Below are 21098 nucleotides of genomic sequence, written 5' to 3' on the forward strand. Positions count from 1 at the left end.
TTCCCCCTCCGGAGGTCGATGTGGAAGGTTACGTGTACGTCATGTCGAACCAGGCCATGCCCGGCCTGGTGAAGGTCGGCTTCACCACCGGGACGCCCGACGAGCGCGCCGCGCAGCTCAAGAGCACCGGCGTCCCCCACCGTCCCACGGTGGAGTTTTACGTGCAGGTGCCGGACGCCCGTGCCGTTGAACGGGAGGCGCACCTGCGCCTGCGCCAGCACAAGGAAGCCAAGGAGTGGTTCCGCTGCTCCCGGGAGGTCGCGATCGCCGCGGTCAAGCGCTCCGCCGGGGTGGTCCAGAAAAACGAGTTCTCCAGGCCCGCCCAGGAAAAGCTCCGCGAGGCCGAGCTGTCGGCGTACCGCGACAAGGCCGAAGCCCAGCGCCAGGCGAAGGTTGAAGAGGAACGCAAGGCCGCGCTGCGCGTGGAGGTGGAAAACAAGCACTACCGGACCATCCAGCAGCTTGGCGACGCCCCCGGTTACCTGGCCTTTTGGGCCGGCACGTCGGCGGTGGCCTGCGTCGGCCTGGCCATCGGCACCCACCTGTCCGATGCGGGCATCGTGCTGGGTGGCATCGTTCTCGCCGCCCTTCCCGCGGTGATCCTCAAGGAGTGGGCCGACGGCCGCAAGCGAAAGGCGAAGCCCTACCTCGATGCTGTCGCACGACGGCAGGCCGATCTCGATGCGATCGACCGTACGCCACCACCCCGGTCGACTCCGAAACCGTCGGCCTCCGCCCCATCATCGCCCGGCGGGGTCAGCGCTGCCGTGGCCCCGAAGGCCGGGGCGTCGGTCCGTGCCACGGCACCGGCTGCGCCCCCTGCCCGGTTGATCCACGGCGATTACACCGTGGATCAACCCACCATGCCGATCGCCCAGGACAAGTCCCCCGAGCAACGCGCACGGGAACGCGCGGCACGCAAGGCCAACGATCCTTCCGGCTGAGGTCAGGCCGTGCGGTGGCACGGGTTGTGGGCCACGCTTCTGCCGTTCCGGACCACCCACCTGGCCGCGTCCGCGCCCGGCCGACCCGCCTTCGGCCTTTGCGCCGTCGGCACCACCGCTGGTCTTGACCCGCGAGCGCGCAGCGGGGTTTCAACCGGGGCCACAGGCCCAGGGGTTGCGACGCATCCGAGCCGATCCACCCATGAAAAAGGCCCACCGTTTCCGATGGGCCTGGTCTCTTCCGCAGCACTTCCGTGATCGTGATGGTCAGCGCCCCATCGCTACGTTCTGCTCCGCAGCGCCTTGTTGCGCTGTCGAGTTCAGCGGCCGTGGCCGGAACGTCGCGATCGTCCGTATGCCGTTGAGCGCCCCGAGATCGAACCAGCCAAAAAGGATCAACCCGACCCATCCCAGGCTCGCTCCGTTGAGGATTCCTCCGATGGAGATGGCCACGGCGATCGTGGACACGAGGGCGGCGAGGATGAACCCGAACAGGCTGTTCGTGTGGACCCTGCCGTCGTCTGCAGCGACAGCGACCAGAATCTTCATGAACGCGAACGAGCATATCCCCAGGGCCACTTCATCCCCCACCGCCAGGTAACTGCCAATCCGTGGGTGAATCCTCAGGTTGAAGACCTGCTGCTTCCCCACCTCCACCACGCTTCGTTTGACGTAACGTCCGGCCAGGTAACCGTCCCCGATAAGCTCTAACCTTCCTTCAACACGCATTTCAACCCCCTTCTTCTTGTTCAATAGGCCCGATGAAAACGGCCGGGCAGCGCCGCGGTACGGGTTACAGCGAGTATTTTTCGCGGAAACCCGGCCTAAAATACAGGTTGGATCATGGAACGCAGTTTGCGTCATCTACAAAAATAAAGCTAGACGCCACACTTCACGTCATGGAATGACGTGCATTAGGAGTGGTCGTGGTGAAAGCGGTGGACGAGCAGAACGCCAGGGAAATGGTCCGGGGGATCGGACCTCGCCTGGCCGGCGTTCGAAAGGAGCGCGGCTGGACCCAGGCGGTCCTCGCCGGCATGTTGGGGCTGGAAAAGGAGAGCGTCAGCCGGCTGGAAACGGGCCAGGTCGCGATGAGCATCGAACGGCTCGTTTTGTTTTGCGAGGCGTTGGACGTCAGCGTCGAGGAAATCCTGACCTCCGCCTCGGTTCATCCCACCGACTCCGCCCGCTCCCTGATCGCGTCGTTGAAAGGGCTCCCTCCAGCCCAGCGGGCGATCGTTTTGAAGACGGCCCAGCATTTGGCCGCGCTGCTCAAAAAAGAGCAGCACGACGAGTAGCCTGCCCGGCTCGCCACCAACCGCGGTACCCTGAACGCTGGACGACGTTTTCCGGGAGGCGCGCATGTGTGGACGGTACAGCCGCGGTCAGAAGGACCTCTTCTACGTCGAGCCGCTCATGAGCGATTCGAACGACCCCCGGTTCAAAGGGCACCCGGATCTGTTCCACCCGAGCTGGAACGTGTCGCCCGGGAGCAAGCAACCGATCATCACCCCGGACGGTCCGCGCCTGGAAACGTGGGGCTACCGGCCAGCCTGGGCCGTTGAGCGCAAGCAGAAAATGCTGATCAACGCGCGCCTGGACAAGTCCTCGTCCAGCGCCTGGAAATGGATGTGGAAATCGCACCGGGTCCTGGTGCCCTGCGATGGGTATTACGAGTGGACCGGGGAGCCCGGGCACAAGCAGCCATGGTTCATCCAGACCGCCGACGGTCCGCCCACGTATTTCGCAGGGCTGTCGAGCGTACGACCTGGCGCCACGCCCTCGGACGTGCCCGGCGTGGTGGACGGCTTCGTGATCGTCACGGACGCCGCCACGGGTCTTCTGGGCGACGTGCACGACCGGCGCCCCCTCGTCCTCACGCTTGAGGAAGCGAAGGTCTGGCTCGATCCTGCGACGACGTACGACGAGGCGGTGCATCTGGCGAACAACGCCACCAAACCTTCCGAAGCCTTCAAGTGGCACAAGGTCACGCCGGGCGTGAATCGCAGCGGTGGTGGCAACGACAGCCCCACGTTCAACGAACCGATCGAGTGACGATCAACCCATCCTGAATGGAAAAAGGCCGGCGCCCAGGCCGGCCTTCCTCACGCTGCAGCGACCCTCACGGGCCTGTTCGCGCTGCTCACAAGACCATCGCATGCGCCGCGCCACCCTGTCAACGTTGGCAGGGTGGTCCGTCGCGTACCCATCGTGCTACATTCCTACGACAACAGTTGCAAGGAATATGCCAGATGGGTTTTGCGTTCATCCGGGAGGGGGACACGACCTCCCACGGGGGCCGCGTTCTCGCGTGCACGCCCACCAACACGGTCGATGGCAAAGCGCTCGCGCTGCTCAACGACATGGTGTCCTGCCCGAAATGCGGCGGCGTCTACCCGATCGTCTCGGTCAAGCCCCTGGGCATGACCTTCGGTGGCCGTCCCGTCGCGTCCGAGGGTGACAAGACCGCGTGTGGGGCCACCCTGATCCCCTCCCAAGGCACGGCCACCGCCGAGCCGACCAGCGGTCCGGGTGGTGCGGGTGGTGCGGTGGGCGGCGGCAAGAGCGTTCTGCCCAGCTCGAGCCCCGACACGCCGCAACGAGGACGCTTTCAGGTGCTGGACGACACCACCCGCCAGCCGGTGCCCGGGCACCCCTACACGGTCACGTCCTCCGACGGGCAGACCGTTCAAGGCAAGACCGATTCCAACGGCTTCACGGACTGGCTCCAAGGGCACGAGGCCTCCTCGCTGACCTTCACCCATCCCGGGAGCGAGGGCGCAGCATGAGCGGTTACACCGGTAGCTCGGCCACGGGTGGCACGGCCGGTGGGGACGGGCAAACGACGCAAGTCGGGCTGAACAGGCGGCTCTCGCCGCAGGACCAACAGGTGCTCTGCGATGCGATGTGCAAGTGCAACCGGATGGGCGTGGCGACGGCCGACGGCAAGATCCGCAAGCAATCCTGCGTCGCCCAGCGGCTGAATGCCGCCAACGCGGTCTCGACCGCGACCACGGGGAGCCCGACGAAGTACCGGCCCGAGGTCGCGTACGACATGCGTCCTGCTCCCCCGGATCCTCCTGTGCCGATCATGAGTTCGACGAGCCCGCTCGAGCCGCATTCCTTCATCGGCGCATGGATCCAGAAATACTGGCCCGGGGGCAACGACGCCTACCAGGACGTCAAGGGCCAAGGCTACATCCGCCGGCCGGACGTGGTGATCGTGAACGATCCCTCGCAGCCGCCGGTGCAGTCGAACATCGCCACCGTGGTCGAAATGAAGTACCCGCCCGACACGCTCAGCCGTGGCCAGCAGGCGGACTACATCCGCATCGCCGGCGGGTCGAAAAAGTTTGTGACGATGACCCCGGCCGATTGCGGGTGCGGCGACGACGAGACGTCGGAGCAACCGTCCACGGCCACGCAGTCCCAGTCCGCGAAGGACATTTTTGGGGATAATCTGTCCAGCGGATCCGGCAACGGGCTCCCCCCGATGTTGCCGCCGGTGCCCCCGGTTCCTGCCTTCCCCTGAGCACCACCATGACGAACGACGAACTCAAAGCCTGGGCCAACGATCCCCGCCGGGCCGATACCCTGCCCTACGGGCTGCTTGAACCTCGCTACCAGAAAGGCATCGTGGGCGCGGCCCTGGTCGTGCGTGGCGTGCTGTACGTCCGGAATGGGCACACGCCCGCGGTACGCCAGGCGCTGTCGAACTGCTTCACGCAGTACCGGGCCGCGATCGAGGCGTATCAGGTGCTGGCCGACCAGGTGGACGGTCGGGTGGCGTCGAAGACCGGACCGTTACGCTGGCTGTATGAGGAAGGCCAGCAACCGGTGGCGTTCGACAAAGCCCCAGGCTTCGAACGCCTGGCCCGAAGCGTCCCGGACGACACGGTGTTTTCGGTGTCGATCACCAGCGCGGAGCACAAGCTGTCCGCTGGCTTCTTCGAGTTCTCGGTGTTCTGCACCTCCGCGTGGCAGGCCAAAGCCGGCGGATGGGGGCTCGATGCCCTGGTGTTCACCGTGCCCCGCCGCTTCCTGGAGCTGTGCCCGGGCACGTTCCCGACGCTGTTCGCCGATGCCGCGAACGCGCTGCCCACGGTCCATGGGCACGCCGGCTTTGCCGTCAACGTCCCGCCGATGGGTCGCGAACCGAACGAGGCGAGCGAGGTTTTCCTGGCCCAGCGGTACGGCCCCGGCCTGGACGTGGGCGACCCCTTGCGGACCGACGTGCGGGACATGACCGACCGGATCAAAACCGTCGATTGGCTCACCGCGCTCGACGCTGAGCTGCTGCGCAAGCTCGGCGGGGCCACGTCGCTGTCGCTCCCGCCGGACTGGTTCGGGCGTCGATCGTTCGGCGATGGCGGCCTGATCATCCAGGCCGGTGTCGCCCCGCAAACCGGCGTGTCCGCCGGTCCGGGCAAGCCTCCTGTGGCGCCGCCCGCGTACGTCCTTCTGAACGATGCCCTGCGGCCCATCGTGGCCACGACGGCCGACGCCCTGCAGGACGGCACGTTGAGCAGCAACGAGCCCCTGCTGAGCACGACCCTGGCGAGCGAAGCCTGGTTGCGTCGCCTGAACGTGGCCCCGGAGCAGATCCCCGCGCAGTGGGTCGCGCTGCACGCGACGCCCAAGCTGGGCGGATCGGACTGACCTGAAGCGAGGAAGGGCCAGCGCAAAGCTGGCCCTTCCGTCAGCAGGAGCGGGAGGCGGGAGGAGTGACCGGTCGCCCCTGCTGAACACCTAGGCTCCCACGCCCGGTGGTGGTCGTCAAGCTCCAACGTTGCGATTCTTCCAAGCCCCACGCGCCGGAGCGTGTCCGTGCCAGGGCACCGGTGCGCCCGACCCTCATAGGCCAGGCGCTTCGCGCTCAAAACCTGCTGCGCCGGATCCTGTCGATGGCCTGGGCCGGGCTTTCGATCAGGAAGTCTTTCGACAGGCCCCGGAACACGCAACGTGGTTCCGTGTCGGAAGCGCCCACGCCGTTCAGGCTGTCGGCGACCTGCTCCCATTGCGCGATCGCAAACTTGTGCGCGTCCAGGATCGAGGCCGGGTGGGTGCCGGCCATCATTTCCCAGGCCTGCGTGAGGATGGTGCTGGCCGCCTGGTTCAGGGTGCGTGCTGCGTCGTCGCGGCCGGGGATGCTGTACAGCTCCCACTGGTCGGCGGTGAGGTCCACGGTGATGCGGGGGAGGAACGTGATGGTCATGGTCTGCTCCTGGTGGTTCGATGGGGAACGGCGGCGCTGGGCCACCGTCCAGGGTGTTAGTGGGTCTTGCGCTTGCTGATGAAAACGTAAAACGCCAGGCGGTTCGGGGCGTCGCTGTCGAATCCGAACAGGGCGTTGAAGCCGTACCCGATGTCCCGGGTCTCGCCCGTGGTGACGCTCTCGTAGGAGCCGTTGAACCATTCGAGCCCGTCCGTGAAGTGCGCGTCCTGCAGGGCCTCGGTCGTCACGAACACCGGGCCGCAGAAGCCGTACTTGGTGCAAGTGAGCTGGTCGAGCTTTTGAACGGATGCTCTTTGGTGAAGTCCCGTGGGGAGCGCGAGGGGAACGTTCGCGACGTTGCCGTTCGGGGTGGTTGCGGTGGTGGGTTGGTTGCTGGCGTTCATAGCTTTCCTCGTCTGCTGGTTGATCTGTGCTCTCTGGAGCCTGCCCGTGACGCAGATTTAGGTCGGGCCATCGCTGGGGCCAGGGCCTGACGGGAAGCCGCAGCCTGAACGACCAACGGGAGCGATGGACCGGGTGAGCGCAGGACGACGTGGACCCTTGCCCCAACGGGCGATGGACGGGCCTATGCGTCGGTCAAACGGGCAGCTCAGGAGCGCGAGGCTTTCAACGCGAGAGGAGGAACGCCAGCCACCGGGGGGAACCCACCACCGTCGATCCGTGCCCATGCATGGAGCGATGCCGTGCTGCGCCCGCGGGCGTCAGGTTGGGCCGGCTGGGTGGGCTGGGTGGGCCGTGCGTCGGTGCTTCAGAGCGCGGAACCGGACCCGGAGGAACACCTTCCCGGGGCCGGTGGCCCGGGCCGATCGCTATCGCGCCTTGGGCCCCAGGCTGAACGTCCTGCCCGCGGTGGAGGCCGAAGGCCGGTGCCCGGATCATCCGGGCGGGTGTTGAGTTGGGGGCTGGTCGCACAACGGTCCAGCCCTTCCCCGCTTCCAGGGACCACCCGCATCGGGACCTGGAAGCGGCCGGCCACCGGCCGGCGCCTGCCTCAGGCGAGGTTGAGCAGTTCGATGGCGGCGTTCATGCGTTCGATGCCGGCGTCCTGAACGGCCAGAGGGTCGGCTCGCCCCAGTTCCTGGGGTGTGAACAGCACGACGACGTAGCCGCGATCGCGCAGCGCTCGCAGCAAACGGGTCTCCTCGGGGGTCATGCCTTTGATGCCTTCTCGGGTGGTGCCCATGGTTCGTCGATCTCCTGTCTGTAGCGGTTGGTCCCCGTCAAACCGTAGCGTGCGGGGATGGGGCCGTGCCCACGCACGGGCCCCGGGGTTCTGCCGATCAGGCCGGCCAGTCGGCGTCCACGTACAAGCTCGGATCGAGCAAGGGGCCGCCGGCCATTTGCTGGTGCCGCGCCAGCACCGCCAGTTGCGCAGCGGCCGGCTCGTTCTGGTCGAACACCGTGAACGTGCCGGTGAGCCCGGCCTTGTGGGCGCTCTCCACCGCCGCCAGGTGGTGCTTCTCGTCGAGCAGGTCCGCCTCAGGAACGCCCCGCAGGCAGGTCAGGTGGAACTGCATCTTGCCATCCGCGTTGGTCGCGAGCACGTACACTTGAATCGCGTACGTCCCGTCGGGCAGGCGCTGGGCGCTGTTGGTGGTCATCGGGTCACTCCTGGAGCATGGGGATGATGGTCCCCGTCAAACCGTAGCGTGCGGGGACCGGAAGCCGTGCCAACGCACGGCCGGGGGTTGAGGGGTCTAGCTGTTGAGCCACTCGTCGTAGGTCTTGACGGTCCAGCCCAACGATTCAGCGTTGGCGCGGTAGATCTCGTATTCCGCGTCGTTGGTGCCGCGCTGCTGGGTCTGCCAGTCGGCACGCGGGAGGAGTTTCGGGTCGTCGGTCATGGTCTTGAGCTTCTTGTCGTGGTTCAGGTGGATCAGCGCGTCGAACATGTCGCCTTCCTCGGCGACCAGCTCCGCGATGGCGTCCTGCTCGGTGCATCCGGCGCGTTGCATCACGAACGCGATGCTGGATGCGGGTGCGTATCGCTTTTCAATGGGGGTCATGGTCATGGTGATCAGCCGTGCAAGGGGTAGAGGCGGCAGGGGTGCGGCGCGGTCGTGCCCGGATGGTAGGGCTGGCAAAACCCGCCCAGCCGCGCGCGCAGCGGGTCGTTGATGTAGGTGAACATCAGGCGGTCCATCACCTGCGCCGCGTCGTCGGGAAGCCAGCGAAGCGCGTACCGCCCGTTGGCCCGAAGTAAGCGTCGTGCGACGCGGTAGCCCTGCTTGGTCATCGTGGTCCCCTGGATCGAAACATGGGTGGATCCAGCGGGGGACGCTGCCCCCGCCGGGTTCGGGCTTAGGCCCGGCTCATCGCATCGGCCTGACGGCCTGCCAGCACGTCGAGCTGTCGGGCGGCGGCGCTGTTCTGGTCGAAGCTCTTCATGGGCCACCTGTATCCTTCAACGCTCGCCTTGCGCTGGGCCTTTTCCAGGTGCTTCTTCTCCGCGATTTCCTCGGCGGTGGCGCCGACGATGGCGGTGAAGAACTCCGGGTTACCGGCTGCGGTCATCGCCAGCACGAACACGCGCAGGTAGGTGACCTTGGCCTTGTCGGCCGTGTCGGTCGGCTTGCCCTGGGGGGATGCTGCTGCCGTGGTGGTTTCGCCGACGTCGGCGAAGGTGGCATCGCCCGCGGTGGGTGCGGCTGCGGGGGTGGTGAGGGCTTGGACTTTCTTGCTCATGACGTTCTCCGTGGAGTCGGTGGGTGCTACGGTGGGTGCTACGTCCCCGGTGGTCGGGGCTTGGGGTACTGCCAGTTGCTCTTTGGAAGCCTTGGGGCGCGAGGAACGGCGCGGCTTGGCTTGTGCGTTGTTCGGGGAGGTTTGGGTGCCGTTGTTCATGGTTCGTCCTTTCAGTGGGTTGTGTTTCGTTGCTCTTCGGAGCCGCCTTGGCGCATAACCAGGCTGGGATGGGCACGGGGCAAGCACCTGCTCGGAGGCCGCACGCCCGTAGGGATCGGGTGAGAACAGGACGGCGTGAATGCTTGCCCCAACGGTGGACAGACTTGCCTATGCGTCGGTCAAAGGCGGACCGCAGGGCACGAAACGCCCACAACCCGGAAACGGGAACCCAGGCACCCACGGTTCAAACCTTCCCGGCGAACCGTGCCAAGGCACGGGGCGAGCCTCTACGCCCGGAGGTTCGGGCGAGCCGTTGTCCTGGCCTTGGGGGTGCCCGCTGGGTGGCGATGGGATCCCTGGATCGGCAGGACGGTGACGGTCACGCCTGACCCGCCCGGACGCCTGTGCCCACCCTGCCCGCCGCTCGAACGGCCCACCTCGCCGGCTGGTCGAGCGGCCCCGCCGGGAAGCGGTCTGGCGGTTGCAGGTGCAGGTCATGCCGTGCGGGTTGTGCCGTTGCACGGATGCCTATTCATCCGTGGCGGGCCCGGCGGTGAGAAACCGTAGCGTCGAGCCGTGGCCGATGAAGGCCCGCGCCGTGGCTGTACAGGAAAAGCCCACCTCGCACCAACGTGGCGAGGCGGGCGGCAAGCGATCAGGCGGTGCGTTGCATCGCCTCCAGCTCGGCCTTCGCCCGGTCCCGGGCTTCGTTGTTGATCGCGTCCATCCGCTGCGCGACCATCACGATGTCGATCGTCCGGTAGAAGCGGGTGCGGTCCGCCTCCGGCCATTGGTGGGCCATGCACAGCACGCCTTTCAGCATCTGGAACTCGTGCGGTGCGCCCCGAAAGTCGTCGATCATGGTCTGCGTGCGCTTCGCGCGGGCTCGCATGGATGGGGTGGTGGTCATGGGATGGTGCCTCCGGTGGTTGAACGGGTTGATCAGTGGGTGGTGACGTCGCGCGCGGCCCAGTGCTGCGATTCCAGCGTCTCGGCGTGCGCCTCGCGGGCGGCCTCCTCCATCAGCTCGAAGGCCACGGTTTCCAGGTAGGCGTCGCTGTCGCTGTCGATGCCCCAAAGTGCGTGGGTGTAGTCGATCGGCGTGCGGTCGTCGTCCTCCTCGTCGTCGCCCAACGGGGTGACGATCACGCCCACCCAGCGCCACTGGTCTGCAGCCCAGCGCCGGAGGTACTCGAAGTCGCGGCGAACCGCCTCGGCACGGACCTCGCCGTCCGTGAGCGGCTTGGCGGGGTCGCGGCCCGGGATGGTCACGGTCTCCACCGCCCGACGGTGCTCCTGCATCAGCCCGCCGAACCGATGCGCCACGGTCGCCTTGCCCACCGGGCGACGCACGGTGCGGGGCCGTGCCAGACGTTCGAGCAGGACCTGCTTGTGCTCTTCGGTCAAGCCCCAGCCGTCACGCTTGGCGATCGCGTTGGCCTCGGCCGCGTCGTAGAAACGCTTGCTGCCGTGGTCGGAGGAAAGCTGCCACTCCCCGGGGTGCTTGTCCCGGGTGGTCCAGTCGCTGACCGGACCGTGGCCGTCGTGCTCCTCCCACGGGGCGCCCATGTCCACGTCGTCGTGGACGTTCAGGCGGAACCGGTAGGTCGTGCCGTCGATGGTCACCTCGCGGACGTCGCCGTCGTGAACCCAGCCCCGTGCGGGGGAGATGGTCGAGATGGTGGGGGTCGTTGTGCTCATGGTCGTGTCCTCTCAGTGGGCGATGCAGTAGTCGTTGATGGTCCAGTCGTAGCGGCCGGCGAGCAGCTCGGCGTAGGCCACGGCCAGCTCGTGCGATTCAAGGTCGGCGACGCACGCCACCCCGCCTTCGCGGTGGTGCAGGTAGACCGAAAAGAACGCCGGGTTCTGGTTGTCCAGCTCGCAGCAGCTCCGGTCCGGGTCGATCGGGTCGATGAACTCCCGCACGCCCTGGATCTCGATGCCGTCGAACTGCTCGGGCATGCCGTCGATCACGGCGCTGGCGTAGCGCGCGTTGTGGAAGGGCTCCGGGGTTGCACATGTGCCGGTCGGGTGAGCCTGGGAGGTGCGGAAGGAACCGTCCGCGGTGGTGCTGGTCGTGATGGGCTGTGGGTTCGATGCGTGCATTGCTGTTCCCCTCGTTGAGGTTTGGATGTGCCGTTCTGGAGCCGCCTGGCGCCTGAAGAGCAAAGCGCTGCTCGGGGCAAGGGGACGTCCGGAGGCCGCACGCCTGAACCGCAGGGGAAGGACCGGGTGAGGCAACGGAAGCGCCAGCGATCCCTTGACCATAACGAGCAGAGCCTTTGCTAGGCGTCGAGGTAAGGCGGCCCCCACGGCACGGCCAGCAACGCAGGGGTGGCACGCTCACCCACGCGGGAGCCCATCACGTCGATCCGTGCCACCGCACGGAGCCAGGTCTTTGAGCGCCCTGGGGCGCCGGCTGGTGGGGGTTGATGTGGGGTTGGCCCTGGCCTTGCCGGGGTTCGTGCCGGTGGAGAGGTGCCACGGCACGGCGGAAACGCTTGCTCCCAAGCGCAAATCTTGAGATGCTGTGGTTTTGCTCCGCATTGAGGTTCTACGAATGGCAACGACGACAGCAGCAACGACCCCGGACGATCTGGCGGCGGTGAAGCGTCCCCGGGCTCCTCGGGGTCACGCGATCCTGGTGAAGCGCGTCCACGGCTACCTGTGGAAAAAGGACAAGGATTTGTTCGCGCACCTGGTGGAGCGGCACAAGTTGCGCATGACCGAGACCTTCACGTTCGAGGTCGAGCGGTGGCTGTCCGGTGCGTTCGAGCTGACGGTGAACGAGCTGCCGGACTTCAAGACGCCCCGCGACGATTGGCCGGGCCGTCAGCCTAAACCGAACAACGCGAAGGTGGGCGTGCGCTTCGTAGCGGACCTGCCCGACAAGCTGTACAAGCGATTCAAGTTGCAATGCGTGAAGCTCGATTGCTCGATGATCGAGGTCACGTCCGCCCTGATCCAGCGCTGGAACGCCGAGCACGGTGGGCGCTGAAGGTGCAGCGCCCGAATCGCCGGACGTAAAAAAAGCGGGCCGTGGCCCGCTTTGGTTCGTCCTCCTCCCCCTGCGCTGTCATGCGACCATCGCATCGCGCACGGTTGGGAGCTGTTCCTCCGGTTTCGCCAGGGCGTGCACCAGCAGCCAGCCCTCGTCGAGCAGCCGCGGGGCCACGTCCGTGCGGTACGACGCGTCTTCCTCCCGGAACGCCGCGATCAGATCCTCCGCGGCCTCACGGGCGTCCGGCGCCACCGGGTGCCGGTCGAAGTACGTGTCCCGATCGCTGATGAGCCGCTCGGCCATCCCCGGCTTGAACGCGAACCAGCCCTGGTCCACGCCGGCCTGATCGACGTTGAACACGATCCGCAGGATCTGTTGCAGGACGAAGGGCGAGCCGATCTCCGCTGCGCGATCGCCGAACGCCCAGGCCGGACCGTCCAGCCGCGACGGCAGGAGGTTCATGAAGAACGATGCGCAGCCGTCGTCCCAGCCGGCGAAACCGTAGCGGTCCCAGTGGTCCAGGGTCCAACCGTTACGATCCACCAGGTCCGCTTTCGGCGGGAGTTCAAACAGCCTTGAAACGTTGAAACGTGACATGAGGGCACCTCTTTGGAGTGGTTGAAGCGTGATCTCTACTCACCGGAAGGGACCTCGCGTTACTCCAGGATTGCAAAGAATCTGGGTTTTGTAAACGTAACGATGACGTTCGTTCTGTTGCGTCGTGAAAAAACCTCGGCACCACCCCCACTCCCCTGCCTTCGGCCATCATCGCAAGCGCCCAGGCCTTCCCGCGTACGCACGGGGCGACGGGCTGATTTTCCCCGGAGGCCTTCCCCTTAAGCCTTCCAACTATTTTCAACCCGTGCCACAGCACATGTTGACGTCATATCCGTACCCGTGGTTACATGCTAACCATCCGTGCCAACGCACGGTCCCATTTCGGTGAATCCGTGCCACGGCACCCCCTACCAAGGAACCAACATGAAGCCCACGACCATCGTTGCGTGCAGCACCAAAGGCGGTACGAGCAAGACCACGACCTGCGTCAACCTGCCGGACGCCCTCGCCCAGGAGTTGGGCGTGGAGCTTGGCGCCGGGTACGACGCGCAGCTTTACGACCTGGACCCGCAGATGTCCGCCAGCGAATGGCACGAGGCCGCCGGCGACGGTGCCCGTCCGTTCCCGGTGCTGGCCTGCCCCCGCCCGACCCTGGAGCAGTTCCTGGCGTCGGTGCGCGAGCCGCGCGACCTGCGGGTGTTCGATTGCCCGGGGATCGAAGCGTCCAACCCGGCGACCATCGCCGCGGTGCGGGCGGCGGACTTCGTGCTGCTGCCGATCCAGCCGTCGGCCTTCGACATGTGGGCCAACGCCAAGCTGGTGGACATGGTGCGCACCCGCATGGACATCACCGACGGGCGCACGAAAGCGGCGTTCCTGATCACCCAGGCCTCGCCCCGCTCGCGCCTCGCCCGTCTGACCCGCGAGGCGTTGATCGAGACCGGCATCCCGGTGCTGGACACGGTGATGCACGCCCGTAAGAGCTACGTCGAGGCGGCGGCCAACGGTTTAACGGTGTTCCAGCACAGCGACGTGCAGGCCCAGGCGGAAATGCGGGGCGTGGCGCGTGAGATCCTGGCGATGCTGGGGATCGAGCGTGCGGTGGAACGACGGGACGACCGTGCGACCCTGGCCAGCGTGCCGAACCTGAGCGCGGCCGTCCGCGCTGCGGCGTAAGGGGGTCGCCTTGAAAACCACGCTCTCGTTTCAACGCCCCAGCGCCCGCAAGGTTCAGGACACCGCCCCCGTGGTGGTGGTTCCGCCGCCGGCGCTGCGCCTGGTGCCCACCCCGGATGCGCAACGCAAAGGGAACAACGCAGCGGGCAGCACCCGGTTCCACGTGCGCCTGCCGATCGCGCACAAGCGGTTCGTGGAATCCCGGGCGGAGGCGTCGGGCTCGACCCTCACCACGCTGCTGCGCGGTCTGCTTGAGGACTGGCTGAGCGGTGCGGTGTCCGCCGTCGTCGCCCCCGTGGCCCCGGCCGCGGAGCGCGAACGGCTGAGCCTGGACCTGCCGACGGCGCTGTACCGCCAGGTCAAAGCCAAGGCGAGCGCTGACGGTCACCGCATCACCGACGTGACCGTGGTGCTGATCGAACGCTTGATGGCCAGCGCGCGCCGCCGCTGACCGGTCGGACCCATGCTGTACTGTACGAGAAAGGCCCGGATCGCTCCGGGCCTTTTGCATGGGGAAGCGGCTTACCGGGACCGCCCCACCGATCGCTGGTTCTCCCGTTCCCACGCGAGCTGGGCCTGGCGTTGCGCTTCGAGCTTGCGCTCCTGCACGGTTTTCTGAGCAGCGGCCTGCTCCGCTGCACGACGTGCTGCAACCTGAGCCTCCGCTTTCTGCCGTGCCTCGTAGGCCGTCCGTGCCGCTGCACGGCGGGCCGCCAGGGCCGCGAGGTCGGGCGCCGCCTGCACGAACCCGCTCTGCCGCTGGGTCGCTTGGGCGTCGCGCTCGTTCGCCGCCTCACGGGTGCGCAGCTCCTCGTTCACGTGCGCGGTGCCCGCCGCCAGGCGCTTGCGCGCGGCGTCCTCGGCCTGCGCCGCCTGGGCGATGCCCTTGGCCTTGGCGTCGGCGCGCTGCTCCTCGCGGGTGACCGGTTCCGTGGAGATCGGGATGCCCCGCGGCCGGGTGCTGCGTTGGCCACGTTGTTGCGGCACCACCTGCTCGGCCTTCTCGCGGGTGATCTGCTGCACGTCCATGGTGGTGACGTTCAACGCCTGCTCGACGAGCTGGTTCATGATCCCGCCGTGGCGGGCTCCATCTTCCTGGATGTTCCCCAGGAGGTCGTCCGTGCGTCCGTACATGCCGTACTCCCGTTTCTCACGCGTGAAGGCGACCAGCGCGGACTGGTTGTTGACCATGTGCAACCCGGCCTCGCCAACGAAATGGAGCGTCTTGTTGATCGATTGGCCCTGGGATTTGTGAACGCTTCCACTGTATGCAAGCGTCATGTCGGGCATGTCCTTGGTGTCGAAGGAGACGTACCGACCGTTCTGCTCGGGAATCTCCGACACCAGGCGAATGGTCATCAGGTGGCTCTTGCCGTCCGACGACGGCTTCAGGGCGGTGATGATGCCGCCCTCCCCGTTCACCACCCCCAGCCAGTCGTGCTTTTCGCTGAACATCACCTTGTCACCGGTGGCCATCTTCACCTGACGCCATTCCCTGTTCACGATCAGGCGCACCCGATGGTCCTGGTCGCCCAGGATCCCGCGCTCCTTGAAGCCCGCCCGGATCTCGTCGTTCATCTCCTGGACTTCCTTGTTGGTCCCGCAGATCACCAGGGTCTGAGCGTAGTCCCGGTTGAAGTCCTGGAAGGTGGCGGTGTCGATGGTGACCGTGTGCTTCGTCTTCGTGAGGTCGCTGGGAACGACCTCCACCTCCATCAGCAGGCCCTTGCCGTCCTCGCGCCACGTCATCGCCTTAACCTCGGCCGTGTCGTTCGCAGCGATGCCCAGGGTCTTGTTCCCGGCGGAGAACACCAACTGGTCGTTCGGAGCGACCTCGACCTCCCGCATCTGACCGTTCACGCGCAGCATGACGGTCTCGGGCTCCACCACGCCTTCGGTCTTGAAGTAGTCCCGCACCAGCATCGCCCGTGCTTCCTGCTCCGTCTCGGCGGTGCGGATGTGGCCGTTTTTCAGGTAGCGCTCGAAAATCTTGGCCCCGTTCTTCTCGTCGTACAGCATGTTCGCGGTCAGGCGATCGTCCGACGACCGCTGACGACGAATGTCCGTCAGGGCGTGGTCCGAGATCGTCCTCTGCATGATCCGGAAACCCGACCCGGCGCCCACCGGCTGCAACTGCAGGTGATCGCCCATCAGCACCAGTTTGGCCCCCGCTGCGTCGCACAGGTCTTGCAGCTTCGCGATGCTCTGGGAGGTCTGCATTCCTGCCTCGTCCACGCACAGCATCGTTCTGCTGTCGAGGATCAGCTTGCCGGTCTTGATGCGGTGCAAGGTCGTCTGGGTGGAGTAACTTTCCACGCCGCTCTCGCTTTGCAGTTTTTTCGCAGCCTTCCAGCCATCCGACACACCAATGATCGTGCCGCCAGCCGCTTCCCAGGTGATCTTGGTGGCGATGAAGGACGTGGTTTTGCCCGTTCCAGCCCTGCCCGAGATAATGGCGCACCCACCTGTATTACTACAGATATACCGCACGCTGCCTTCCTGCTCTTCGCTGAGGATCAGGTGCGGCTTGGCCTTCTTGAACTTGGCCAGGCCCTCGTCCACCTGGTCCTTCGACAACCGGATGTTCGCCTCGTCTGCGCGCGCCGCGGCCTTCTTGAGAATGTTCGCCTCGAGGTCCACCATCGCCTTGGACGCGTAGCGCGCCAGGCCAGTCTTCGGGTCATGCTCGAACGCCAGGACTTGCTTGAGGTCGTTCAGGATTTCGTCGGTTTTTGCGATCACGCCCCGCATGTCGAGGCGACCGACGTACTCGAACGCGACCTGCTTCATCAGCTCGTAACGGTTGAACAGGGACGACGGCTCGTGGATCTTGGCGAGGACCTCGGCGTCGCTTTTCGGGTTCATGTCCTGCATGGCCTTCACGCCCTTCACGGGCGTCAGGTCCTTGTGGGACAGGTTCGACGTCACGACCTCGCCTTTCAGCTCGGCGACGGACTGGTACACGTTCGGGAAGTTGGCCCGGCGCTCCTGGAACTCCTTGGCCCACAGCTTGCGCAGCTCCTGGATGGTGGGCTCGTCCTTGTCCTTGCGCGTGGCCGCTGCCGCCACGTCCTCGGTGGCATCGGGGTGCGCTTCCATGTACGCCAGGATCGCCATGCGGCGCTTGCTGTGCGCGTTGCGGCTGAAGTCGTCGATGCCGGCGACGCGGTAGAACACGTCCCCGGTTTCGCGGCCCTTGGCGTCGAGCTGGATGTGCTTGTTGACCTTGTAGCCCATGCCTTGCATCTCACGGGCCATCTCGTTGCGGTGGACCGCCCCGGCCGCGTGCTTGATCGCCATGAGGGTGCTGTTCTCGAACGTGGTGACGTGCAGCTTCCCTTCGGCGTCGCGCCAGGTCACCATGTTCATCAGCATGAAGTGGGTGTGAAGATTTGGGTCCAGATCACGGTTCGAGAAGTGGGTCACCGCGGCAGCGATCATGCCGACGTCGCTCACGATCTGGCAACCGGCCTTGCCGATTCGGGCGTACAGCTCCTGCTCCACGAACGCCATCATCTTGGCCGCTGCTCGCTGGTGCGCGGCGATGATCGCCTCGCGCTCTTCCGGGGTGGCGGTCGGATCGGCCATCAGCATCGAGACCGACTTGTCTTCGGTCACGCACAGGTCGAACGCCGCGCGCCGACCGGCCTTTCCGACGTTCTGCACGCCCTTGGTGCCGTCGGGAAGTTTGCCGTTCAGGAGGTTCAGGAGGGTCCGCTCGTCCACGTGCCCGGACAGGCCCAAGGCCTCCGTGCCCTTGCCGAACCACCTGGTCTGGTTCTCGACCAGGCCCGTGATTTCGTTGACGTAATAACGGGCTTCCTTCGCGAGAAAATAGTTGATGATGTTGTTGCCGTTCTTATCGTGGCCGCGTGGGCTGAGCGGTACGGACGTTAGCATGGGGATCTCCTCCTGTACATTAGAGCTGTGCCTGGGCACGGGCACCAACGCCCGGAGAACCCGGACGGAACCAACCTACACCCGCCAGCGGGGACGTCAAGCGTCCCCGCGTCGAACGGGCGTGGTGGGGCCTACTCGCCCTTCGGCTTCGGGGCCCGGCGGGCTTCGATGCGGGCGAGGTTCGCGCGGAACCGTTCGCCCAGGGACTGCCCCAGCAGGCCGTTCATCGGCACAAGCCAGGCGACGAGCGCGATGATGGCCAGGAACAGGACGACGATCAGAAACGTGTGCAGCATGTGATGTTCTCCCTTGGAATGCTGGAATGGCCCCGGGATGGGGTGGGTCTCGTTGCAGGCGGTCAATCCTTTCCTTGCGCGATGTTGGCGATGGCCATCCCGTAGGGAAGCAGCATCTGGATGGTTGCGCTCGCCGGGTAGGCGAACAGCAGGCCGATTAAAAAGCCGTGCCAGCCGATGACGTGGAACAGTACCAACCCGATCTCCACCACAAGCCATGCCAAGAAGAATGGCACTTGCACCCTGTCCAGGTCCTTCGTGTTGGATTCCACCTCGGCATGCCATGCTTCGGAGGCTTGCACCGGCTCGATGACGTAGCCGAACTTGATCATGCTGTTGCTCACGAGCACCGCCAGAAGCAGGACGAAGTAGGTCAACGCCGTCATGCACGTAAGGCCCATGGTAAATCCGGCCCAGGACACCATGGCCACCACACCGGGCAAAGTCACCCACGCGGTGTCGGGGTCGGGGACCTTCGCGTAGGCGAAAACGCCTGCAGCGAAGGGAACGATCAGCGTCAAGATCACCAGGAGCGCGAGCCAGCCGCCCAGTTCGATCGTGTTCAACATGATGGAGCCCTCCTCAGTTCAGTTCGTGGGTGTTGGCCGCCGCGATCAGCGGGTCGGCGAACGCGGCATCGACGACACGCCAAGCTTTGTCGTTTTCGATCCGATGTCGTGCAACCTCGATGTCCCAGCGCGCGGATTCTGCGTCGAACGCCGCGCGCTTGTCGGCCTCGGCCTGTGCCTGGGCAGCGCGTTGAACGGCGATGTCCTGGCGGGCGCGCAGGCGGGTCGTGATGAACTTGAGCATGGGTCTCCTCCCTGTTGTGGTTCGCCGGGCAACCGGCACAAGATCAATCTAGCGAGCCCTGGGCTGCAGTCAACACCTTGGGTCAGGTTTCGTCGCCCAACATGAACAGCTCTTCGAGCACGCACTCGCCGCCGGCGATGCCCAGCCCGAAAAGGCTGAAGGCCGCGCCGATCCGGCCGTACATAACAGCGCACACGGCCACCACGGCGATGACGATCAGCGTCATGGGGAACCGACGCACGAGTTGTCGGGTGCGTTGCCCAAGGGACCGCAGGACTGGGGTTGTGGTGCGCATGGGATCCTCCATCAACGACGGCGGGCTGGGCGACGGTTTCGCCCGCCCTGCGAACGCGGGTAGGTCCGTGCCTGGGCACGTGCCTGCTTCGGATGTTTGAGGCGGTGCTCCACCCAACCGACGATCCCCGAACCCAGCAGCACGAGCACCCACCACCAGCCCATGTCCAGGGCGTAGAGCGCAGCGGCCAGGGCCAGGCCCGTGAACGCGAACGGGGCCCGCTGGAACACGTCGAGCGCGAAAAACATGGGGTGCTTCCACCACGGTTGCCCCAAGCGGGGCAGTACCCGGATCGCCTGGGCGTGGCTTTCGGGCTTCGCGAACGCGATGAGCGCGTCCCGGTGTTTGAGCAGCGCTGCGTTGCGCCAGGCTTTGCGATGGGCCGCGCACCACTCGACCTGCTCGAGCAGCAGGGTCATCACGTCGTTGGTGAGCGTGTCGAGCGCTGCGGCCCGTTCGACGAACGTGGCCCAGGCCTCGTTGCCCGCCTTGTACTGCTTGTTGGTCCAGAACAGCTTCGCGGCCCATCCGGCCGCCGGCACCCGGGACGAGTCCGACGAGTGTGCCATGGCGGTCTGGTAATGCCGTTGCGCTTTTTGCAACAGGGCCGGGCGGAGCTTGGGCGCTGCGTTGCGCAGCAGGTCCTGCGACGCACGACCGGCGTAGTACGCCCCACGTGGGGACCCGAGCGATGCCGCCTGTTCCAGGTAATGGCTGGCTTGCGGGACGTCGCGCATCGTGCCGTCCAGGCCGAACAGCAGCTTCACGCCCTGGTCCACGAGGTCCTTGGCTGCGTCACGAGCGCCGCGTGACGGACCGGTTGTGCCGAGCGCCTCCACGGTGTCGCCACGTTCCAGCGCGGCCAGACGCTTCAGTACCCCAACGGCTTGCACCACGGTAGCGCGGAAAAACTCCCGCACGTCGTTCGCGCGCTGTCCCAGCCGTTGCAGGTCGTTGTGTACGGCTTTCTCCGCGAGGTGGCAGTCCTCGAAGAACTGGGAATACTCCAGCCGGAACGGAGTGGGCACGCCGGTCGCTTTCGACAGCTCCACCCGACGCGTTTCCGGATCGCGCTCCGTCCGGCCGATCTTCACCAGCCCCGGCATGCTCGGGTTGCTCAGGACGTAGACGTAGCCTGGGCGCGAGGCTTTCTCGCTGGACGACGCGCGTGGGAACACCTGAGCGCCGGGCGATGCGGTCGTGAATGGCATGCGGTCGATCTCCCGGCGTTAGACGTTGGCGGCGTTGAGGCGGCTCATGGTCGCGATGTTGACCGTGCCCACGGTGCCGTCACCGTCATCGTCCGTGTCGAACGTGAAGTTGATCGGGTCGAAGCTCTTCCGACGGGCCAACTCCGGATCGGTGCCCCGGGCCCGCAACTGCTTCAACTCCACCCGCGCGATGGCGCAACGCACGACCTCGGTGAACAGCTCATCGGACACGCCCAGCTTCTCCGCTTCACCCCGCAGGAAAATCGGGGCGAAGGCGATGTGGGCCGGCTTGTCGCTGGTCATCAGCGTCAACGCGGTCAGCGTCACGCCGGTGCCCGGCACCAGCTCGTCGATGGTCATGGTCGCCGGAACCGTCGCAACCGCCCGGCTCGTCGAGGCCTTCCCCAGCAATCGGCTGAACAGGGGCGCTGCGATCCGCGCAGCCACAGGGGCCGCCACGGTCTTGCTCCGGGTGAGCGCGGGGATCGTCACGCGGAACCCGCGGGACACCAGGCCAGACCAGTGCAGTTTGGCGCGGTTGACGTCGGCGGTGTTGAACGCAACGGTGGTGATCAGGGCGGTGCTCATGGTCATGCTCCTCGGGGGGTGACAACGTTGGGGAAGGGTTGGGTTGATGATCCAGGTTCTTCAACCGGTGCCAGGGCACGGATGCGGCTTTGAACGTTGAGCTGGGCTGCGTGGGTCATGGTGCTCGTCGTGCCGTTGTGTTTCAGAACCTTCTACTACCACCATGGCAGGTCTGACCGGCCTGTCAACCCCGTGGAGGGCCGCCCAGCGCGTATTTCTGCAGGATCCACCCCGGC

The 21098-nt window shown here is 66.1% G+C and carries 28 protein-coding genes; 9 read left to right on the forward strand and 19 right to left on the reverse strand.

What is annotated here, in order from left to right:
- The first annotated feature begins 20 nt into the window (after nt 1-20).
- Nucleotides 21-944 (forward strand): GIY-YIG nuclease family protein, encoded by a 924-nt coding sequence (locus tag BLQ92_RS15080; RefSeq protein ID WP_176860743.1) that lies wholly within the window; start codon nt 21-23, stop codon nt 942-944.
- A gap of 267 nt (nt 945-1211) precedes the next feature.
- Here BLQ92_RS15080 and BLQ92_RS15085 read toward each other — a convergent pair whose 3' ends face one another.
- Nucleotides 1212-1697: a hypothetical protein gene (locus tag BLQ92_RS15085; protein ID WP_143016583.1), complete on the reverse strand. Its 486-nt coding sequence runs from the start codon at nt 1695-1697 to the stop codon at nt 1212-1214.
- A 173-nt stretch (nt 1698-1870) separates the two neighbouring features.
- Here BLQ92_RS15085 and BLQ92_RS15090 point away from each other — a divergent pair, with 173 nt between their 5' ends.
- From BLQ92_RS15090 to BLQ92_RS15110, 5 genes are all read left to right on the forward strand, one after another.
- Nucleotides 1871-2242 (forward strand): helix-turn-helix domain-containing protein, encoded by a 372-nt coding sequence (locus BLQ92_RS15090; protein ID WP_090685661.1) that lies wholly within the window; start codon nt 1871-1873, stop codon nt 2240-2242.
- 64 nt (nt 2243-2306) lie between these two features.
- Nucleotides 2307-2999 (forward strand): SOS response-associated peptidase, encoded by a 693-nt coding sequence (locus BLQ92_RS15095; RefSeq protein WP_090685336.1) that lies wholly within the window; start codon nt 2307-2309, stop codon nt 2997-2999.
- A 197-nt stretch (nt 3000-3196) separates the two neighbouring features.
- Complete coding sequence (locus BLQ92_RS15100) at nt 3197-3733, forward strand: PAAR domain-containing protein (RefSeq protein ID WP_090685337.1); 537 nt, start codon at nt 3197-3199, stop codon at nt 3731-3733.
- Nucleotides 3730-4476 (forward strand): VRR-NUC domain-containing protein, encoded by a 747-nt coding sequence (locus tag BLQ92_RS15105; RefSeq protein ID WP_090685338.1) that lies wholly within the window; start codon nt 3730-3732, stop codon nt 4474-4476. Before BLQ92_RS15100 ends, BLQ92_RS15105 begins: the two co-directional genes overlap by 4 nt.
- Before the next feature lie 8 nt (nt 4477-4484).
- Nucleotides 4485-5603 (forward strand): DUF3396 domain-containing protein, encoded by a 1119-nt coding sequence (locus BLQ92_RS15110; protein ID WP_090685339.1) that lies wholly within the window; start codon nt 4485-4487, stop codon nt 5601-5603.
- A 217-nt stretch (nt 5604-5820) separates the two neighbouring features.
- Here BLQ92_RS15110 and BLQ92_RS15115 read toward each other — a convergent pair whose 3' ends face one another.
- The 10 genes from BLQ92_RS15115 to BLQ92_RS15160 all read right to left on the reverse strand — a co-directional run bounded on the left by BLQ92_RS15115 (nt 5821) and on the right by BLQ92_RS15160 (nt 11130).
- Complete coding sequence (locus tag BLQ92_RS15115) at nt 5821-6159, reverse strand: hypothetical protein (protein ID WP_090685340.1); 339 nt, start codon at nt 6157-6159, stop codon at nt 5821-5823.
- A gap of 56 nt (nt 6160-6215) precedes the next feature.
- On the reverse strand, nt 6216-6563 hold the full coding sequence (locus BLQ92_RS15120; protein WP_090685341.1) for a hypothetical protein: 348 nt from the start codon (nt 6561-6563) through the stop codon (nt 6216-6218).
- Nucleotides 6564-7171: 608 nt separating this feature from the next.
- Nucleotides 7172-7363, reverse strand: coding sequence for a hypothetical protein (locus BLQ92_RS15125; RefSeq protein WP_090685342.1), 192 nt, complete (start codon nt 7361-7363; stop codon nt 7172-7174).
- Nucleotides 7364-7460: 97 nt separating this feature from the next.
- On the reverse strand, nt 7461-7781 hold the full coding sequence (locus BLQ92_RS15130) for a hypothetical protein (RefSeq protein WP_090685343.1): 321 nt from the start codon (nt 7779-7781) through the stop codon (nt 7461-7463).
- A gap of 96 nt (nt 7782-7877) precedes the next feature.
- Nucleotides 7878-8192, reverse strand: a complete 315-nt coding sequence (locus BLQ92_RS15135) for a UBA domain-containing protein (RefSeq protein WP_090685344.1) — start codon at nt 8190-8192, stop codon at nt 7878-7880.
- Nucleotides 8193-8197: 5 nt separating this feature from the next.
- On the reverse strand, nt 8198-8416 hold the full coding sequence (locus BLQ92_RS15140; protein WP_090685345.1) for a hypothetical protein: 219 nt from the start codon (nt 8414-8416) through the stop codon (nt 8198-8200).
- Between the two features lie 65 nt (nt 8417-8481).
- Complete coding sequence (locus BLQ92_RS15145; protein ID WP_090685346.1) at nt 8482-8865, reverse strand: hypothetical protein; 384 nt, start codon at nt 8863-8865, stop codon at nt 8482-8484.
- Nucleotides 8866-9679: 814 nt separating this feature from the next.
- Nucleotides 9680-9934 carry a hypothetical protein gene (locus tag BLQ92_RS15150; RefSeq protein ID WP_143016584.1) on the reverse strand — a complete coding sequence of 85 codons (255 nt, stop codon included), beginning with the start codon at nt 9932-9934 and terminating at the stop codon, nt 9680-9682.
- Nucleotides 9935-9966: 32 nt separating this feature from the next.
- Nucleotides 9967-10725, reverse strand: coding sequence for a hypothetical protein (locus BLQ92_RS15155; RefSeq protein WP_090685348.1), 759 nt, complete (start codon nt 10723-10725; stop codon nt 9967-9969).
- 12 nt (nt 10726-10737) lie between these two features.
- A complete protein-coding gene (locus BLQ92_RS15160) occupies nt 10738-11130 on the reverse strand; it encodes a hypothetical protein (protein WP_090685349.1) in 393 nt (130 codons plus the stop codon).
- Between the two features lie 454 nt (nt 11131-11584).
- On the opposite strand from BLQ92_RS15160, the gene BLQ92_RS15165 reads away from it, so the two are divergent.
- The gene (locus tag BLQ92_RS15165) at nt 11585-12022 is read left to right on the forward strand and encodes a hypothetical protein (RefSeq protein WP_090685350.1); all 438 of its coding nucleotides are present in this window, start codon (nt 11585-11587) and stop codon (nt 12020-12022) included.
- 78 nt (nt 12023-12100) lie between these two features.
- On the opposite strand, the gene BLQ92_RS15170 is transcribed toward BLQ92_RS15165, so the two are convergent.
- Complete coding sequence (locus BLQ92_RS15170; protein ID WP_090685351.1) at nt 12101-12622, reverse strand: hypothetical protein; 522 nt, start codon at nt 12620-12622, stop codon at nt 12101-12103.
- 384 nt (nt 12623-13006) lie between these two features.
- On the opposite strand from BLQ92_RS15170, the gene parA reads away from it, so the two are divergent.
- Both parA and BLQ92_RS15180 read left to right on the forward strand, forming a co-directional pair.
- Complete coding sequence (gene parA / locus BLQ92_RS15175) at nt 13007-13759, forward strand: ParA family partition ATPase (protein ID WP_244896647.1); 753 nt, start codon at nt 13007-13009, stop codon at nt 13757-13759.
- Between the two features lie 10 nt (nt 13760-13769).
- On the forward strand, nt 13770-14210 hold the full coding sequence (locus tag BLQ92_RS15180) for a hypothetical protein (protein WP_090685352.1): 441 nt from the start codon (nt 13770-13772) through the stop codon (nt 14208-14210).
- Between the two features lie 71 nt (nt 14211-14281).
- Here the strand turns inward: BLQ92_RS15180 and mobF are convergent, their stop codons facing one another.
- The 7 genes from mobF to BLQ92_RS15205 form a co-directional block, all read right to left on the reverse strand.
- The gene (gene mobF / locus BLQ92_RS15185; RefSeq protein WP_090685353.1) at nt 14282-17659 is read right to left on the reverse strand and encodes a MobF family relaxase; all 3378 of its coding nucleotides are present in this window, start codon (nt 17657-17659) and stop codon (nt 14282-14284) included.
- A gap of 131 nt (nt 17660-17790) precedes the next feature.
- Nucleotides 17791-17955, reverse strand: coding sequence for a hypothetical protein (locus BLQ92_RS39980; protein ID WP_176860744.1), 165 nt, complete (start codon nt 17953-17955; stop codon nt 17791-17793).
- Between the two features lie 62 nt (nt 17956-18017).
- Complete coding sequence (locus tag BLQ92_RS15190) at nt 18018-18524, reverse strand: hypothetical protein (RefSeq protein WP_090685354.1); 507 nt, start codon at nt 18522-18524, stop codon at nt 18018-18020.
- A gap of 13 nt (nt 18525-18537) precedes the next feature.
- A complete protein-coding gene (locus BLQ92_RS15195; protein WP_090685355.1) occupies nt 18538-18768 on the reverse strand; it encodes a hypothetical protein in 231 nt (76 codons plus the stop codon).
- Between the two features lie 82 nt (nt 18769-18850).
- Nucleotides 18851-18994 carry a hypothetical protein gene (locus tag BLQ92_RS39380; protein WP_218133037.1) on the reverse strand — a complete coding sequence of 48 codons (144 nt, stop codon included), beginning with the start codon at nt 18992-18994 and terminating at the stop codon, nt 18851-18853.
- Nucleotides 18995-19074: 80 nt separating this feature from the next.
- Nucleotides 19075-20274 carry a GIY-YIG nuclease family protein gene (locus BLQ92_RS15200; protein ID WP_090685356.1) on the reverse strand — a complete coding sequence of 400 codons (1200 nt, stop codon included), beginning with the start codon at nt 20272-20274 and terminating at the stop codon, nt 19075-19077.
- A gap of 18 nt (nt 20275-20292) precedes the next feature.
- Nucleotides 20293-20862, reverse strand: a complete 570-nt coding sequence (locus BLQ92_RS15205; RefSeq protein WP_090685357.1) for a hypothetical protein — start codon at nt 20860-20862, stop codon at nt 20293-20295.
- Between the last annotated feature and the right edge of the window lie 236 nt (nt 20863-21098).

The sequence above is a fragment of the Paraburkholderia phenazinium genome, assembly GCF_900100735.1.
GTDB lineage: Bacteria > Pseudomonadota > Gammaproteobacteria > Burkholderiales > Burkholderiaceae > Paraburkholderia > Paraburkholderia phenazinia.